This window comes from Aquirufa sp. ROCK-SH2, from assembly GCF_054558315.1.
Genome location: NZ_JBPXKB010000005.1, coordinates 48,391 through 64,364, shown reverse-complemented (window position 1 = coordinate 64,364; position 15,974 = coordinate 48,391). Strand labels below are relative to the sequence as shown.

16 protein-coding genes are annotated in these 15,974 nt (G+C 39.0%); 8 read left to right on the top strand and 8 right to left on the bottom strand.

Translation table 11 applies throughout. The annotated features are described in order from the left end of the window. Position 1: 1 nt before the first annotated feature. The 6 genes from V7S79_RS11050 to V7S79_RS11025 all read left to right on the top strand — a co-directional run bounded on the left by V7S79_RS11050 (position 2) and on the right by V7S79_RS11025 (position 6,926). Positions 2–1,021 (top strand): zinc-binding alcohol dehydrogenase family protein, encoded by a 1,020-nt coding sequence (locus tag V7S79_RS11050; RefSeq protein WP_459490648.1) that lies wholly within the window; start codon positions 2–4, stop codon positions 1,019–1,021. A gap of 3 nt (positions 1,022–1,024) precedes the next feature. Continuing rightward, on the top strand, positions 1,025–1,843 hold the full coding sequence (locus V7S79_RS11045; protein WP_459490647.1) for a TIM barrel protein: 819 nt from the start codon (positions 1,025–1,027) through the stop codon (positions 1,841–1,843). 3 nt (positions 1,844–1,846) lie between these two features. Next, entirely contained in the window at positions 1,847–2,182 is a 336-nt protein-coding gene (locus V7S79_RS11040) for an L-rhamnose mutarotase (RefSeq protein WP_459490646.1), read from the top strand. 65 nt (positions 2,183–2,247) lie between these two features. Beyond that, on the top strand, positions 2,248–3,228 hold the full coding sequence (locus V7S79_RS11035) for a glycosyltransferase family 9 protein (RefSeq protein WP_459490645.1): 981 nt from the start codon (positions 2,248–2,250) through the stop codon (positions 3,226–3,228). 10 nt (positions 3,229–3,238) lie between these two features. Then, the gene (locus V7S79_RS11030) at positions 3,239–5,323 is read left to right on the top strand and encodes an outer membrane protein assembly factor BamB family protein (RefSeq protein ID WP_459490644.1); all 2,085 of its coding nucleotides are present in this window, start codon (positions 3,239–3,241) and stop codon (positions 5,321–5,323) included. Positions 5,324–5,444: 121 nt separating this feature from the next. Continuing rightward, complete coding sequence (locus V7S79_RS11025) at positions 5,445–6,926, top strand: Fic family protein (protein WP_459490643.1); 1,482 nt, start codon at positions 5,445–5,447, stop codon at positions 6,924–6,926. A gap of 61 nt (positions 6,927–6,987) precedes the next feature. On the opposite strand, the gene trpA is transcribed toward V7S79_RS11025, so the two are convergent. Genes trpA through V7S79_RS10990 form a run of 7 tightly spaced genes read right to left on the bottom strand, consistent with a single transcriptional unit; the run spans position 6,988 to position 13,367 of the window. Next, positions 6,988–7,761 carry a tryptophan synthase subunit alpha gene (gene trpA, locus V7S79_RS11020; RefSeq protein WP_459490642.1) on the bottom strand — a complete coding sequence of 258 codons (774 nt, stop codon included), beginning with the start codon at positions 7,759–7,761 and terminating at the stop codon, positions 6,988–6,990. A gap of 3 nt (positions 7,762–7,764) precedes the next feature. Beyond that, entirely contained in the window at positions 7,765–8,964 is a 1,200-nt protein-coding gene (gene trpB / locus V7S79_RS11015) for a tryptophan synthase subunit beta (protein WP_459490641.1), read from the bottom strand. Between the two features lie 3 nt (positions 8,965–8,967). After that, positions 8,968–9,594: a phosphoribosylanthranilate isomerase gene (locus V7S79_RS11010; protein ID WP_459490640.1), complete on the bottom strand. Its 627-nt coding sequence runs from the start codon at positions 9,592–9,594 to the stop codon at positions 8,968–8,970. 3 nt (positions 9,595–9,597) lie between these two features. Then, positions 9,598–10,383 (bottom strand): indole-3-glycerol phosphate synthase TrpC, encoded by a 786-nt coding sequence (trpC, locus tag V7S79_RS11005; protein WP_459490639.1) that lies wholly within the window; start codon positions 10,381–10,383, stop codon positions 9,598–9,600. A 2-nt stretch (positions 10,384–10,385) separates the two neighbouring features. Beyond that, on the bottom strand, positions 10,386–11,375 hold the full coding sequence (trpD, locus tag V7S79_RS11000; protein ID WP_459490638.1) for an anthranilate phosphoribosyltransferase: 990 nt from the start codon (positions 11,373–11,375) through the stop codon (positions 10,386–10,388). Positions 11,376–11,378: 3 nt separating this feature from the next. Next, positions 11,379–11,942, bottom strand: coding sequence for an anthranilate synthase component II (locus V7S79_RS10995; RefSeq protein ID WP_459490637.1), 564 nt, complete (start codon positions 11,940–11,942; stop codon positions 11,379–11,381). Positions 11,943–11,948: 6 nt separating this feature from the next. Next, a complete protein-coding gene (locus V7S79_RS10990; RefSeq protein WP_459490636.1) occupies positions 11,949–13,367 on the bottom strand; it encodes an anthranilate synthase component I family protein in 1,419 nt (472 codons plus the stop codon). A 272-nt stretch (positions 13,368–13,639) separates the two neighbouring features. On the opposite strand from V7S79_RS10990, the gene V7S79_RS10985 reads away from it, so the two are divergent. Then, positions 13,640–14,875 carry a S8 family peptidase gene (locus tag V7S79_RS10985; RefSeq protein ID WP_459490635.1) on the top strand — a complete coding sequence of 412 codons (1,236 nt, stop codon included), beginning with the start codon at positions 13,640–13,642 and terminating at the stop codon, positions 14,873–14,875. 69 nt (positions 14,876–14,944) lie between these two features. Further along, positions 14,945–15,520: a methylated-DNA--[protein]-cysteine S-methyltransferase gene (locus tag V7S79_RS10980; protein ID WP_459490634.1), complete on the top strand. Its 576-nt coding sequence runs from the start codon at positions 14,945–14,947 to the stop codon at positions 15,518–15,520. A gap of 57 nt (positions 15,521–15,577) precedes the next feature. Here V7S79_RS10980 and V7S79_RS10975 read toward each other — a convergent pair whose 3' ends face one another. Next, entirely contained in the window at positions 15,578–15,973 is a 396-nt protein-coding gene (locus V7S79_RS10975) for a VOC family protein (protein ID WP_459490633.1), read from the bottom strand. Position 15,974: the final 1 nt, after the last annotated feature.

The window sequence follows — 15,974 nt, the reverse complement described above, 5'->3', positions numbered from 1 at the left end:
GATGAAAGCATTATTTCTTACGGAAATTGGAAAAACAGAAATTCGCGAAATAGCGAAACCCAGCATTGGTCCAGAAGAAGTGTTGGTGAAAATTGGGATGGTGGGATTCTGTGGTGGCGACCTAAACGGTTTCAAAGGACTATTTGAATTACAAGAATATCCCAATGTGTTGGGGCATGAAGTAGGTGGAACCATTGAAGAAATGGGCGCATCCGTTCCTGCGAGTTTTCAGAAAGGTCAATTGGTCACTGTTTATCCTTATCAAAATTGCGGAAAATGCGTTTCTTGTCGCAAAGGACGAAGAAATGCTTGCCAAGACAATAAAACCATGGGCGTTAGACGTCCAGGTGCCATGACGGATTACATTGCGATTCATTGGCGAGATTTATATATCTCTTCCCAACTTACCTTGAAAGAATTAGCTTTGGTAGAACCCTTAACCGTCGGCTTTCATGCCGCCGCCCGAGGGCGAGTTAGTTCGCAAGACATCGTCGCGGTGATCGGTTGCGGTATTGTCGGATTAGGAGCGATTGCTTCTGCCGTTAATCGAGGTGCGGAGGTGATTGCCATAGATATTGATGATTCTAAAATGGATATAGCCCAAAATATTGGGGTAGCACATACCATTAACACATCGCAAGAAGATTTACATGAGGCATTGTCTCGCATCACGAAGGGTGATGGGCCAGATGTCATCATCGAAGCGGTGGGTAATGCGGTAACTTATCGTGCTGCGGTAGAGGAAGTGGCTTATACGGGTAGAGTAGTTTGCATAGGTTATGCCAAATCAGCGGTGGAATTTAACACAGGCATATTTGTTCGCAAGGAAATTGAAATTTTAGGATCCAGAAATTGCACGGATGAATTTCCAGAGGTAATGGATTATTTGGCTACTGGAAAATTCCCCGTGGACCAAGTTGTTTCAAAAATTGTTCCTTTGGAAAAAGCTGGAGAAGCCTTGGCCGATTGGGCGAAGAACCCCAAAGGCATAACAAAAATTATGGTCGACTTTAACATGTAAAAAATGATCCAATCTTGCGCAACTATTGCATTAGTACCTGAAATAAAAACAGGCCCTTGGATTTATTGGCATGATTTACCCACCAGTTTGGCTCATGCCTCCTCTTTGGGATTTGATGCTGTCGAGTTATTTACAGCCTCGCACGATGCTTTGGACATTGAGGAAACAAAAGCCTTGTTAGAAAAATATGCTTTAAAGATCGCCGCAGTTGGAACTGGGGCAGGGAAAGTCATCCATGGATTAACTTTGACCGACCCCAACGAATCCATTCGAAAAAAAGCCATTGAATTTATCCAACAAATGATATCCATGGGAGCGGAATTTCAAGCACCTGCCATCATTGGATCCATGCAAGGTAATGTTGCGGCAGGAATTGAAAGAAAACAGGCCTTGGACTGGTTGGCAGAAGGCCTACGAATTTTGGGAAATCATGCAGGCGCTTTAGGTGTCTCATTAATTTATGAGCCTTTGAATCGATATGAAACCAATTTAATCAATACTTTGGAAGATGGAGTGCTATTTTTGAACCAGCATTCCATCCAACATGTGGGCTTGTTGGCGGATTTATTTCACATGAACATCGAGGAGGAAGATATGGCGGCCAGTATTTTAAAGTGCAAAGATTCCGTCCTGCATGTGCATTTTGCAGATAGTAACAGAAGACCTGTTGGCAATGGCCATTCGGATTTAAAGGAAGTCGCAAAGGCATTAAAGGAAATCAAATATGACAAATTCGTGTCTGCAGAGGCATTTCCTTGGCCAAATTCTCAGGATGCGGCGAGCCAAACCATAAGATCTTTTCAACATTATTTTAAACCCTAAATTATGCAACGATTTTGTTTAGCCTTAGACTTGGTGGATGATCCAGAATTGATCAAAGAATATGAACAATATCATGCACCAGGAAGTGCTTGGCCAGAAGTTACACAGCACGACATAGATGCTGGAATTTTGAATATTGAGATATTCAGAACTGGCAATCGGATGTTTATGATACTAGAAACGGACGATGCTTTTACTTTCGAAAAGAAAGCCGCCTTTGATTCGACCAATCCCAAAATTGCTGAATGGGAAGAACTGATGTGGAAATTCCAACTTCCCTTGCCTTGGGCAAAGAAAGGTGAAAAATGGATTTTGATGGATCGGATTTTCAAATCCTAACCCACAAAGCCCTATTTTCTTTTAAGGAATTTTTAATACCTTAGCAAAGATTTAAACCTATTACCTTGAAAATTATCTTCTATCGCCTGCGAGTAGCTTGCTACTTTGCCTGGCTTTTTGTGTTGATACGTTATTTCAGAATTGTTTCCCCTCAAAAAACATTCATTGGCATTTCAATGGATGGCGATTATGGTGACATTATTGCTTCTGAGCCCATTTTAAGCGCTCTAAAAGAAAAATTTGGTGAGGTCGACATTACTTGGATTGCATCCTCCCAATATCAGCCTTTGCTAGAGTTCCATCCACTGGTTAATCGATTTATCGACTTGAAATTTACCCTTTTAAGTCATTTCTTGATCCAATCTAACCCCTTCCATCATCATTATTCGCTTCATTTAAGTGGGTTCAGAAAAGATTCCACCACCGACACCGTAATTGTCAATCCACGTGCCGATGCCCTTGGAATAAGTTTGTCCAATTACTACCTCAACTACAATTTACTTGAAGTTGCCTCTCAGCTTGCCGATATAGGTTTACTCAAAGAACAGCCCCATTTATATGTAGATCAGGAAGAAATTGAGTTGCCATTCTTGACACCCTATTGGGTGATTCATTGCAAATCAAACATGGGATGGCGCGATTGGACAGATGAAAAATGGGTAAAATTACTGGATTTAATCATCCAAAAATGGGACGTCCATGTACTTGAAATCGGGCGCGTCCATCCCTTGCCTTATCAACACCCCAATTACAAAAGTGTGGTAGGAAAAACATCCGTCATGACCATGATGAAATTGATAAAAAACGCCCAATTTTTCATTGGACTGGACTCTGGTCCTACGCACATGGCCAATGCCTTTGTAATTCCAGGACTGGTTTTATGTGGTGAATTTTCTCATTTCAAAACCTATATGCCCTATTCAGGATTTTACCAAGACCAAGAAAAAACGAAAGTCTTATTTAATACCAAAGGTGCAGCAAATGGATTATCTTTGGAGGAAGTATGGGCAGAGGTTCAACGCTTATACGAATTATCTTATTCTTAGCGCGCATCCAATGAAGAAGAATATCCTTTTATTGAGTTTAGTTTTCTCTTTTGCTTTTTTTTCTTTTCAAAACATCGATTGGCCTGATTATTTAGGAGGTTCAGACAGAAATCACTTTTCTCGACTGGATCAAATCACCAAAGAAAATGTAAAAAATCTAGAAGTAGCTTGGACCTATTCCATGCCTGATTCTGGTCAAATGCAATCCAGCCCTATCATCATCAAAGGAGTTCTTTATGGCATCAGTTCCAGTGTTCAAGCATTTGCTTTGGATGCTGCAACAGGCAAAGAAATTTGGCGCTTTGGCGACCCATTGAAAAATTGGGCAAGTACCAGCAGAGGTGTCAGTTATTGGTCCAATGGTACAGAAGAGCGCATATTATTTACTGCAGGGCCCAATCTGTGGGCATTAAATGCGAAAACAGGACAACCGATTTCATCTTTTGGACAAAATGGGAAAATAGATTTGCACACGGGATTACCCGCCATTGCACAAAACAAATTTGTGATTTCGAATACTCCAGGGACAATTTTTCAAAATTTAATCATCATGCCCGTTCGACTTTCTGAAGGAGCAGATGCAGCACCCGGCGACATTCGAGCTTTTGATGTGATAACAGGTAAATTAGCTTGGACCTTTCATACGATTCCTTACCCAGGCGAATTTGGTTACCAAACTTTTTCCAAAAATGCCTACAAAAATGAATTTGTAGGTGCGGCTAACAACTGGGCTGGAATGGCCGTAGATACCCAAAGAGGGATTTTATTTGTCCCGACAGGATCAGCGGGTTTCGATTTTTGGGGCGGAAATAGAAAAGGAAGTAATTTATTTGCCAATTGCCTCTTGGCGCTGGATGCAAAAACAGGAAAACGTTTGTGGCATTTTCAAACCACCCACCACGACATTTGGGACCGTGATTTACCCGCTCCACCTAATTTGATACAGGTAAAAAAGAATGGAAAAATCATTGATGCTGTAGCTCAAGTCACCAAACAAGGGCTCGTTTTTGTTTTTGATCGAGTAAGCGGGAAACCCCTTTTTCCAATCATTGAAAAGAAAGTAGGAAAATCGAATTTAAAAGGGGAATCCAGCTGGCCGACACAACCCTTTCCCTTGTTACCCCAACCCTATGCGCGACTATCGAATGAAATTACTGTAGATGACATTAACCCCTATGCTGAAAACAAGGAGGAGTTAAAAAGTCAATTAGCAAAACTAAAAAAAGGCTGGTATGATGCTCCAAGTTTGGAAGGGACCTTGATTTTGCCGGGATTTGATGGCGGTGCAGAGTGGGGTGGCGCGGGGGCAAATCCAGACAAAGGAATCTTGTACGTCAATAGCAATGAAATGCCCTGGATCCAAACGATGGTCGCCAATGAGCCTTCCAAGCAACAACAAAGTAGTGGCGAAAAAGCTTATCGACAAAATTGCATGGCTTGTCATGGGGAAGAAAGAAAAGGGAACGCCTTGAGTGGCTATCCGAATTTGGTGGACATCATTAAAAGAAGAAATAAAACTTTTCTGAAACAAATCATTGCGCAAGGTAAAGGAATGATGCCCGGATTTAATCATTTGAGCAAAACAGAGCAAGAAAATATATTGAATTTTATCAGTGATGAAGTTCCCAAAGAAGTGATTTCCAATGAAGTGACAAAAGGACCACAGATTCCTTACCGAATGACAGGCTATAATAAATTTTTGGACAGCAAAGGATTGCCAGCTATTGGTCCGCCTTGGGGCACATTGAATGCCATTGATTTAAATACAGGCAAATATCTATGGAAAATTCCTTTTGGAGAAGAACCCTTGTTGGCTCAAAAAGGCATTCACGATACAGGTGTTGAAAATTATGGTGGCCCTGTCATCACGACCAATGGTTTGATCTTCATTGCAGCTACCAAAGACGGATTTTTCCGTGTATTTGATGCAGATAATGGAAAGCTATTATGGAAATCAAAACTGCCTGCAGCTGGCTTTGCGACACCCGCGACCTATATGGCCAATGGCAAACAATATGTAGTGATAGCTTGTGGAGGCACCAAATTAGGAACGCCCAAAGGGAATAAATACGTGGCTTTTGCTCTGAAAAATTAGTTACAGGTAATAAGGGGAGTTTCCTCTTGTTTTAACACAAAGATTTTATAATGGAAAAAATTTTTCAAATAATGCTTTATAATGGAAAAAATTTAATAATTTGATTCAAATTTTGCAGATAATGGAAAATAATTTACCGCTCCACTTACAAGAAGTGATTTTTGGTTCTAAGGATTCAAAGATTTCAAATCAAATTTCAAAATTACTTAAAACAGGTTTAATAAGGAAAATTGCGCCAAAAGTGTATTCCCCTAATTTGGATGAGCCTGTTGAAGCGATTATTAGAAGAAATCTTTTTAAGATATTAGGAAATTTATATCCAGGAACAACTCTTAGCCATCGATCTGCGTTTGAGTTCAAGCCAACAAAAACAGGGCAAATCTTTCTAACCACGAGCTATACTAAAAAGATTAAACTTCCTGGCGTTACCCTTCAATTTCTTGAAGGTGCTTTACCAATAGAGGGTGATAATAAATTTTCTGGGGAATTATATGCCTCACAAAAAGCACGTGCATTTTTAGAAAATTTGCAATCGTCTAAAAACTTAGGAAGTAGCTCTAAATGCTTAGGTTTACCTGAAATAGAAAATCGGTTGGAAGAAATCATTCGTGTTAATGGCGAGGAGGAAATTAATAAATTAAGAGATCGCGCACGAGTAATTTCTGAGCAGCTGAATATGCAGAAAGAGTTTGAGAAATTAAACCGATTGATAAGTGCTTTATTAACGACCCAAACTTCAAAAATTCTAAGTTCTCCATTAGCCAAAGCAAGAGCATTCGGAAAGCCGTACGATCCAGCCAGGGTTGAATTATTTGAAATGTTGTTTCGAGAATTAAAACAAGCAGAATTCCCATTTCGACAAGACAATAATAATACAGCTACATCATTCAGAAATTTTTCTTTTTTTGAGAGTTATTTTTCCAATTACATTGAAGGAACGGTGTTTGAAATTGATGAAGCAAAAAAAATTATTGAAACCAATAAGCCCCTTCCAGCCAGAAATGACGATTCTCATGATGTATTAGGGACATATCAAATTGTTTCAAACAAAAAGGAAATGGACATTACCCCTTCGTCTCCTGAAGAATTTTTAAAGATTATCACGTTCCGACATTCGATATTATTGAATGCAAGAGTTGACAAAAACCCTGGTCAATTTAAAGACAAGAACAATTTTGCAGGAACCACAGCCTTTGTTGATTTCAACTTGGTGAAAGGCACTTTGATTGAGAGCTTCGACTTTTATAATGCCCTAGAACATCCCTTTTCAAAAGCTGCATACATTATGTTTGTGATTAGTGAAGTGCATCCATTTTTAGATGGGAATGGGCGTATTGCAAGAGTAATGATGAATGCAGAGCTTGTGAAAGCGGGTCAATCAAAAATTATCATACCAACTGTATTTAGAGAGGATTACATGGGTGCTTTGAAGAAATTAACAAAACAACGCAAATGTGATACCTACATTAAAATGTTGCAAAGGGCTCAGGAGTTCAGTGCCAATGTTTATGGAGATGATATGGATGACATGCAAGCTTATTTAACTTCATGCAATGCATTTGCAGATGACTCAGAAGTCATCTTGAAAATAGCACCTCGATAATTTATTCAAAAGCGATTAATCAAGAAGTGAAATTTAATTTTCCAACCCGTCATTCGCATTACTAAGCTTTAATACTCTTAACAAATTGGATAATATCCGCCTTTAAATTTTTGGACTGAGACAATAACTTTACAAAAGCGCTACCAATAATGGCGCCAGAGGAAGCCTCGGATGCCTTTAAAAAACTAGCTCGATCTGAAATTCCAAAGCCAATCAATCTTGGATTTTTTAACTGCATAGAAGCGATGCGCTTGAAATAATCTTCCTGTTCATCGCTAATGCCTGTTTTGGCTCCCGTGGTGGATGCTGAAGAAACCATGTAGATAAAACCTTGACTGATTGAATCTATTTGACGAATGCGGGCATCACTCGTTTGAGGCGTAATCAAAAATATATTAAATAATCCGTTTGCTTCGAAAATGGCTTTGTACTCGGATTCATATTCCGCTAAAGGCAAATCAGGCAAGATTAATCCATCTACTCCAACCTCTTTGCATTTTTGACAGAACTTTTCGACACCATATTGCAAAACGGGATTGACATAACCCATCAATAAAACAGGGGTAGAAACTGTTTTTCTCAAATCTTTCAATTGTTCAAACAAATGCACCAAAGTCATTCCTTGGTCCAAAGAGACTTGATTAGACTGCTGAATGGTTTCTCCATCTGCTACTGGATCAGAGTAAGGCATTCCGATTTCAATGATATCGGCACCGCCTTCTTGCAAAGATTCTATGACAGTCATGGTATCTCCAAAATTTGGATAACCCGCTGTGGCATATATGTTCAAAATAGGCCCTTTCACCTCCGCAAATACTTTCGAAATACGATTCATCTCTTAAATTAAATTTAATCTTTTAGTATAAGTTGCTAAATCTTTATCGCCTCTTCCTGATAAATTAATCACAACTACTTGATTTTCTTTAGCCCCTAATTTGGCTAAAACGGCTAAAGCATGAGCCGACTCCAAGGCAGGTATAATTCCTTCGAGCATACTTAATTCCAATGCAGATTCAAGCGCCTCTTCATCGGTAATATCAAAAAATTGAGCCCTCCCCGTTTTGAACAAATGCGCATGCAATGGCCCAATTCCAGGATAATCCAATCCCGCAGAAATGGAATATGGTTCTACTACTTGCCCGTCTTCTGTTTGCATCAAAATACTTTTACTACCATGTAGAACTCCCGGCTTCCCCAAAAATGTGGTAGCCGCTGAATGTCCAGAGCTAACACCTTGTCCCGCAGCTTCCGCTGCAATCAAAGCCGTTCTTGGCTCATCCAAAAAATGATAAAAAGCACCTGCTGCATTCGATCCACCACCCACACAAGCAATCACATAATCCGCATAATCTCTGCCAATTTTCTCTTTCAATTGAACACGTATTTCTTCAGAAATCACCGATTGAAATTTGGCCACCATATCAGGATAAGGATGTGGCCCGACTACTGAACCTATGATATAATGGGTATCAACAGGGTTATTAATCCAATGCCTCATAGCCTCATTGGTGGCATCTTTTAAGGTTTTTGAACCTGATTCAGCCGCAACAACCTTAGCACCCAACATACGCATACGCGCCACATTGGGTGCTTGTCTTTCAATATCAATGGCACCCATGTAAACGATACACTCCAATCCCATCAATGCACAAACCGTTGCCGTGGCTACTCCATGTTGTCCTGCACCCGTTTCCGCAACAATTTTATTTTTGCCTAAACGTTTCGCCACTAAAATTTGACCAATGGTATTATTAACCTTGTGCGCACCCGTATGGCACAAATCTTCCCTTTTGAGATAAATTTGGGTGTTATATTTGGCAGATAAACGCTCGGCTTTAAAAAGTGGAGTAGGTCTACCCACATAATCGCGCAGTAAAGCATGAAATTCCGTTTGAAAACTCGGATCTTCCATGATTTTCAAATAATTTTCGCGCAATTCTTCCACATTGGGATATAGCATTTCGGGGATAAAAGCCCCTCCAAAATCACCATAATATCCACGTTCATCTACATGAAACGAAACTTCTGAGCTAGACATAATCTAATTTTTATCGTTCAAAATTTTTGCTACTTCTTTCACTTTTTCAATATCCTTCAAAGCTGGTTCCAGCTCCAATTTACTGTTAAAATCCAAGGCATGAATTGGATATTTTTGTGCCAAAATCAAGGCCTCCTCAATTCCCGATGCATCTAAACCGCCCGCCAAAAAAAACGGTACATCTACTTTATATTCGGATAAAATACTCCAATCAAATCGCTGGCCTGTCCCTCCTACTTCGCTTCCTTTTTTGGTATCCAATAAAAAATAATTCGGTAAAATATTGAAGTTCGACAATTCTGCTAAATCATCATTTTGGGCAACAGACAATGCTTTGATGACCACTAATCCATTTTTTTGTAAAAAATCAATCTCCTCTGAATCCTCATTCCCGTGTAATTGAACATGATCAAAACCAGCAGATTGAGCTAAATCCAAAATCTTGTACTTATTTTCATTCACAAAAACCCCTACTTTTTTGATGTTTTGGGGCAAAGAAGGAATGATAAAATTCTCTCCGACATACCTGGGCGATTTTTCCACAAAAATAAAACCCATATAATCAGGTTGTAAGTCAGCTACCTGCTCACAATTGATTCGATCCCGCATGCCGCAAATTTTCCACTTCATCTTTTATTGGACTAAAAAATCACTCAGCGCTTTACCAGGAGCATTTGTTTTCATAAAACTTTCCCCAATTAAAAATCCACGATAACCATAACCTTTCAATTCATGAATAATCGCTGCGCTCGAAATGCAACTTTCAGAAATCTTAATAAATGAATCGGGAATTTTATCAGACAAAAATTTGGAAGCCTCCACATTTTGCTCGGCAAAGTTTTTCAAATTTCTGTTGTTTACTCCAACTACACTAATATAATCTCCCAGACTGCGGGTCAACTCTTCTTCATCGTGTACCTCCAACAAGGTTTCCATTCCTAATGAACGTGCTAAAGTGCCTAATGTTTTGATTTCTTTTGGACTCAATGAGGCAGCAATCAACAACACTACATCCGCCCCCATCGATTTTGCTTCTACGATTTGGTATTCGTCAACCATAAAATCCTTTCGTAAAATAGGCGTATTTGGATTGGCCAATCTCGCTTCATTGAAATCTTGATACGTTCCTCCAAAAAAAGGCTCATCTGTTAAAACCGACAAACAAGCTGCACCAGCTTGAACATAGGCCTGCGTCACTTCCTTGACAGATAATTGATCATTGATGATTCCTTTGGAAGGCGACTTTCTTTTAAATTCCGCAATGATTCCTGTTGAAGCAGGTTGCGTCAAAGAAAGGGATAAAGAATGGCAATTTCTTGCAAAGAAACCTTGCATCTCAAGTTCTTTCACAGAAACTTGTGATTTTTTTAATGCCACTTCCTCTTTTTTTGAAGCAATAATCGTATCTAAAATACTCATAATTAATCCATGATAAATTTCTTAAACACTTGAAAGGCTCTCCCACTTTCTAAAGATTCTTGAGCCATCAAATATCCATCCAATATATTTCCCACTTTCCCTGCTACCATTAAAGCAGCTCCAGCATTGGCCAAAATAGCTTGTGTTTGAGGAATCGTACCTTCTCTTTGTAAAATTTTGTACATAATATCAGCCGATTGTTCCACGGTATTTCCTCCGGACAAATCAACAGGTTGGCAATAATCGCAATGAAGATCTGCTGGAGTATAAACCTTTAGACCTTCTTGCGTAGCTAATCTAAAATTGCTTGTCAAAGAAATTTCATCGTATCCATCTTCGCCAAACACAATTCCATATTGTTTTCCACTGTTTTTGAAAAAACCGTCAAACAATTCCAACACTTCTGTTGAATAAACGCCTGTTAATTGTTTGACCACTTTGGCAGGATTCAACAAAGGCCCCAATAAATTAAAGAAGGTCTTCATTCCCAATTCTTTTCGAATAGGGCCAATATAACGCATGGCTGGGTGAAACAAAGGAGCATGTAAAAAACAAATTCCTGCTGTTTCCATTTTACGCTTCAAAAATTTAGGGTCATTGCTAAATTTAACACCTAGAAATTCCAACACCGTAGATGAACCCACGGCAGAAGAAACGCCATGATTTCCATGTTTAGCTATTTTTTGACCTGCACCTACCACCACAAAGGCAGAAGTAGTACTCACATTGAACGTATCTTTTCCATCGCCTCCTGTTCCGCAAACATCCATGGCATCAAATTCGTCTAAATCAACATTCACTGCCAATTCCAGCATGGCTGCCACAAAACCTTTCAGTTCTCGCACCTGAATAGGGTGATACCAATAGGAACTTAAAAATGCTGCAATTTGACTTGGATTAGAACCCCCTTGACCAATTTGCAACAAGATATTTTTCGATTCTTCTTCTGATAATGACTCTCCTAAAACTCTTCTTTCTAAAATATTTTTCATTTGTTAATTGATCCAATTTTTAATCATTTGTAATCCGTGTTGGGTTAGATAAGCTTCCGGATGAAATTGTACCCCTCTTACATCAAATTTTTGATGTGCCTCCGCCATCACAAAACCTTTATCATCCACAGCGGTAATTTTTAAATCGCTAGGCATCGTATCTGGAACAACGGTCCATGAGTGGTAACGACACACTTCAAATCTACTCGGAATGCCTTTAAAAAGTCGTTCGTTAGGATCCGTCACCACACATTCTGTGGTTACACCATGTAAAACTTCTCCCATATTTTGCAATTGCGAACCAAAAGATTCTGCAATGGCCTGATGTCCCAAACAAACGCCTAAAATTCGTTTGCTAGGTGCATATTCTTTCAAAAGATCCAACATAATTCCTGCTTCAGAAGGAATGCCTGGACCTGGAGAAAGTAAGATATGGTCATATACCTTTACTTCTTCCAAATTTATTTTATCGTTTCTTCTTACATCCACCTCTGCCCCGATCTCTTTCAATAAATAGACCAAGTTGTATACAAAGGAATCGTAATTATCAATCACTAATACTTTCATCTTTCCTTAATCTAATGTTTGAGCAACCTCCAAAGCTTTACGCAATGCGGCTAATTTATTATGTATTTCTTGCATTTCACTTTCCACCACCGATTTGGCAACAACGCCCATTCCTGCCTGAAAAAACAAAGTATTCCCTTTGCTTAAAAAAGTACGAATCGCTATGGCATGATTGAAATTTCCTTTAAAATCCATGAAACCAATCGCACCGCCATAAATATGTCGATTGGTAGGTTCCAAGCGATTAATTATCGTCATCGCATTGTGCTTGGGTGCGCCACTTAAAGTGCCCGCTGGAAACGTATCCGCCACCATTTGCAAGGGATTTATTCCTTTTTGTAAAGTTCCTGTTACTTTGGAAACTAGGTGAATCACATGTGAAAAGAACTGTACTTCTTTAAACGTTTCTACCTTCACATTGGTTGCACTTCTGCTCAAATCATTTCTTGCGAGATCAACCAGCATAACATGTTCAGCAGATTCCTTAGGGTCTTCTATCAATGCTTTTGCCAATTCCGCATCCCTTTCATCATCCCCCGAACGGCGGAAAGTTCCAGCAATGGGATGAATTTCTGCCAAATCGCCTTCTATTTTGATTTGCTTTTCTGGAGAAGCACCAAAAATATGGTAATTCTCATAATCAAAATAGAATAAATAGGGAGAAGGATTGATGGATCTCAAAGAACGATATACCTGAAAATCATCTCCTTGGTATTTTTGACTAAATCGACGGGAAGGCACAATTTGAAACACATCCCCTCTCAAACAATGTTTGATACAGGTTTGCACGATTTCTCGAGTTTGTTCTTCTGTCAAATTAGTTTCTTCTTGTCCTACGGTTTGAAAAGCTTCCAAGGTATAATGAGGCATTTCTAATAGATAGTCGACCGTTTCCAAATTAGGCGCTTGCCCATCGTAACTATGCGCATAGGCCGTCATTTGATTGTTAAAATGATTGATAGCAATCACATAACTATACACAAAATAACGAATCGAAGGGATTTCGGTTTCTGCATTTTTAGGCTGAATTTGAATATCTTCAAAATAGCTGACAGCATCATAAGAGATGTGCCCAAATAAGCCATTCGCCATAGGTGAATCGCCCGGTTCAGCAATAAAATGAAAACGATCAGCAAAAGATTTCAATGCAGATACTGCCGCTTTGGGATTTTCTAAACGAAAAGACTCTGTATGGCCATCGGGAAAAGATTGCGTGACAACCTGGTCATTTAACACAAAGCTTGCAATCGGATCAAAGGCTATGTGAGAAAAACCATGCTCTTTGCCGTGATAATCAGCACTTTCCAGAATTACCGAATTTTTAAAATTCTTTCGAATTTTCAAAAATATACCGATAGGCGTCAATGTATCTGCCAGTGAACGCTTTCGGGCGGTTTGAATATTATATATCGTATTAGTTGACATGCTTCAGAATAATCAAAATAAATAAAAAGGCTTACTGGGAACAGCAAGCCTTGAGTAAAACATATCATGTACACACACAGCAAAACTGTTCAGGGAGTATTACCCTTGCCACCAGTTTTTGTTGTATGTTGCTTTGTTCATTTTTATATTATTTTGATGCAAATGTATATTTTTTGAGATAAAATCAAAAATAAAATAGTAAAATTCTTCTAATAATTGTTGCCCATTCAAAATTTTATTTAGTAAATTGCCCGTCAAACAACTTATGTTCTATGAAAAAAATTATCCTAAGTATTGGAATATTATCATCTATTCTGATATTAAATTCATGTTCTAATGAATTAGAAAACATTACAAAAGTTGATTCCTCCATCGAAAAATCAACCAATCAAATTTCAAATATTCAAACAAATTTAGTGCCCCCAGCTGCTCCAAAGCCAATTTTCGGCTCTTACATTATTGTATTTAAAGAATCATCTACGCTAGATGTAGATGGTGAAACTTCCAAAATCAACAAAGCATTTGGAGGAAATGTTGATCAAATTTACAAGTATGCATTAAAAGGATTTGCGGTTTCTAATTTGAATTCAAAAGCTATTGAAGGAATCAAAAAAAATCCAAAAGTGGCTTATGTTGAGCAAGATATGGAAGTATTTGCTGTTGGAACTCAGTCACCTACACCCTCTTGGGGACTAGATAGAGTGGACCAAACTTCTCTTCCATTGAATAACACCTACAATTATACATCCACAGGATCAGGTGTAAAAGCTTACATCATCGATACTGGAATAAAATTGGACCACGTTGATTTTACAGGTCGTGTGGTGAAAGGAATTGATGTCATAGACAAAACGTTCAAAGATGGCAATGGTCATGGGACTCACGTAGCTGGAACTGTTGGTGGAACGACATATGGAATTGCCAAAGGAGTAACGCTTGTGGCAGTTCGTGTATTAAACAATAATGGATCAGGAACTATTTCTGGTGTAATTGCTGGTATTGATTGGGTAACGAACAATCATACTCCTGGCCCAGCGGTTGCAAATATGTCTCTAGGTGGTGGAGTTTCCGCATCTTTGGATGCAGCAGTTAGAAATTCAATTGCCGATGGCGTTGTGTATTGCATCGCGGCAGGTAATTCTGGAGCAGATGCCTCAACCGCATCACCTGCTAGAGTAACAGAAGCTATCACGGTGGCTGCATCAGACGTGTATGATAACTTTGCTTATTATTCTAATTATGGTTCTATCGTGGATATTATAGCGCCTGGAACCAATATCACTTCAGATTGGAATACAAGTAAAACAGCAACAAAAACAATTTCTGGAACGTCCATGGCTACCCCACACGTAACGGGTGTTGCAGCACAATTGTTATCGGTTAATCCAACCTTGGCTCCAGCAGATGTTCAAAGCTTGATTAAATCGAGTGCAAGTTCAAACCAAATCTCAAATGTACCTAGTGGGACAGCCAATGCCTTATTAAATGCATCTGGTGGTACTTTGTAGATAATATCATCGATTTCCTTTTACCTTTATACCCAAGGCTAACACCTTGGGTATTTTTTTACTAATCCGATGTTTTTCAATTATTCCATTAAAAATCCGCTTACTTTTTTAAGCATTCAGCAAATGAATGTGGAAGAAATTCCACAATTATCTATCCTTTTTAGTACAATTGACAGTCAATTTGGCCCCCTCATCGTAGCATCGACCCTCAAGGGCATTTGCTATTTGGCCTACTTGGAGGAAACAGAATCGCCCACCGAATCATTAAAAAATCAATTCCCAAAAGCAGAGATACGTCCAGGAAAAGACAAATATCAAGAAAATGTCCAACGATTTTTTGATGGAAAAAATGATTTGGAAGAGCCTATTCAACTGCATTTAAAAGCAAGTGAATTTCAATGGAAAGTTTGGAACGCTCTTTTAGAAATTCCAATGGGAAAATTAAGCCACTATGGCAAAATTGCAAATCAGATTCAGCAAGAGAAAGCAGCAAGGGCTGTAGGAACAGCCATTGGCTCAAATCCTATCGCATTTTTAATACCCTGCCATCGAGTGATACAATCCAGTGGAAAATTAGGTGGTTACCGTTGGGGCCTAAAAAGAAAAGCCGCTATCATTGCTTGGGAGGCAAATGTTGCATTTTGAGAAGAGAGAAGAGAGAAGAGAGAATCCTATTACCTATTACCTCTTACCTTTTACCTCTTACCTCACATCCCGCTCTATCAAATCCCATAAATTCCCATATAAATCCGCAAAAACCAATACTTTTCCAAACTCCTCTACACTTGGCTCACGGATAATTTGAACTGCATGTTTTACCAGATTTTGATAATCACGATCTAGATTATCTGTATGCAAAAACAAAAAAACTCGGCCACCGGTTTGATTTCCAATTCTCGACACTTGTTCTTCGCCACTTGCTTTTGCCAGTAACAATTGAGCTCCGCCATTGCCTTTAGGTTGAACAACCACCCAACGCTTGCTAGGACTTAACTCCGTATCTTCGATTAATTCAAATCCCAATTTTTGGATATAGAAATCGATGGCTTCATCATAGTCTGCTACAACCAAAGCCATTTGAAAAAACTGTTGGTTCATA

What these genes read in the sequence shown, in the direction of transcription:
- V7S79_RS10985 (WP_459490635.1), top strand. Translation starts at nt 13,640, where the DNA reads ATGAAAAAAATTATCCTAAGTATTGGAATATTATCATCTATTCTGATA.
- trpA (WP_459490642.1), bottom strand. Translation starts at nt 7,761, where the DNA reads ATGAATCGTATTTCGAAAGTATTTGCGGAGGTGAAAGGGCCTATTTTG.
- V7S79_RS10975 (WP_459490633.1), bottom strand. Translation starts at nt 15,973, where the DNA reads ATGAACCAACAGTTTTTTCAAATGGCTTTGGTTGTAGCAGACTATGAT.
- trpC (WP_459490639.1), bottom strand. Translation starts at nt 10,383, where the DNA reads ATGAGTATTTTAGATACGATTATTGCTTCAAAAAAAGAGGAAGTGGCA.
- trpD (WP_459490638.1), bottom strand. Translation starts at nt 11,375, where the DNA reads ATGAAAAATATTTTAGAAAGAAGAGTTTTAGGAGAGTCATTATCAGAA.
- V7S79_RS10990 (WP_459490636.1), bottom strand. Translation starts at nt 13,367, where the DNA reads ATGTCAACTAATACGATATATAATATTCAAACCGCCCGAAAGCGTTCA.
- V7S79_RS10995 (WP_459490637.1), bottom strand. Translation starts at nt 11,942, where the DNA reads ATGAAAGTATTAGTGATTGATAATTACGATTCCTTTGTATACAACTTG.
- V7S79_RS11045 (WP_459490647.1), top strand. Translation starts at nt 1,025, where the DNA reads ATGATCCAATCTTGCGCAACTATTGCATTAGTACCTGAAATAAAAACA.
- V7S79_RS11010 (WP_459490640.1), bottom strand. Translation starts at nt 9,594, where the DNA reads ATGAAGTGGAAAATTTGCGGCATGCGGGATCGAATCAATTGTGAGCAG.
- V7S79_RS11040 (WP_459490646.1), top strand. Translation starts at nt 1,847, where the DNA reads ATGCAACGATTTTGTTTAGCCTTAGACTTGGTGGATGATCCAGAATTG.
- V7S79_RS11030 (WP_459490644.1), top strand. Translation starts at nt 3,239, where the DNA reads ATGAAGAAGAATATCCTTTTATTGAGTTTAGTTTTCTCTTTTGCTTTT.
- trpB (WP_459490641.1), bottom strand. Translation starts at nt 8,964, where the DNA reads ATGTCTAGCTCAGAAGTTTCGTTTCATGTAGATGAACGTGGATATTAT.
- V7S79_RS11050 (WP_459490648.1), top strand. Translation starts at nt 2, where the DNA reads ATGAAAGCATTATTTCTTACGGAAATTGGAAAAACAGAAATTCGCGAA.
- V7S79_RS11025 (WP_459490643.1), top strand. Translation starts at nt 5,445, where the DNA reads ATGGAAAATAATTTACCGCTCCACTTACAAGAAGTGATTTTTGGTTCT.
- V7S79_RS10980 (WP_459490634.1), top strand. Translation starts at nt 14,945, where the DNA reads ATGTTTTTCAATTATTCCATTAAAAATCCGCTTACTTTTTTAAGCATT.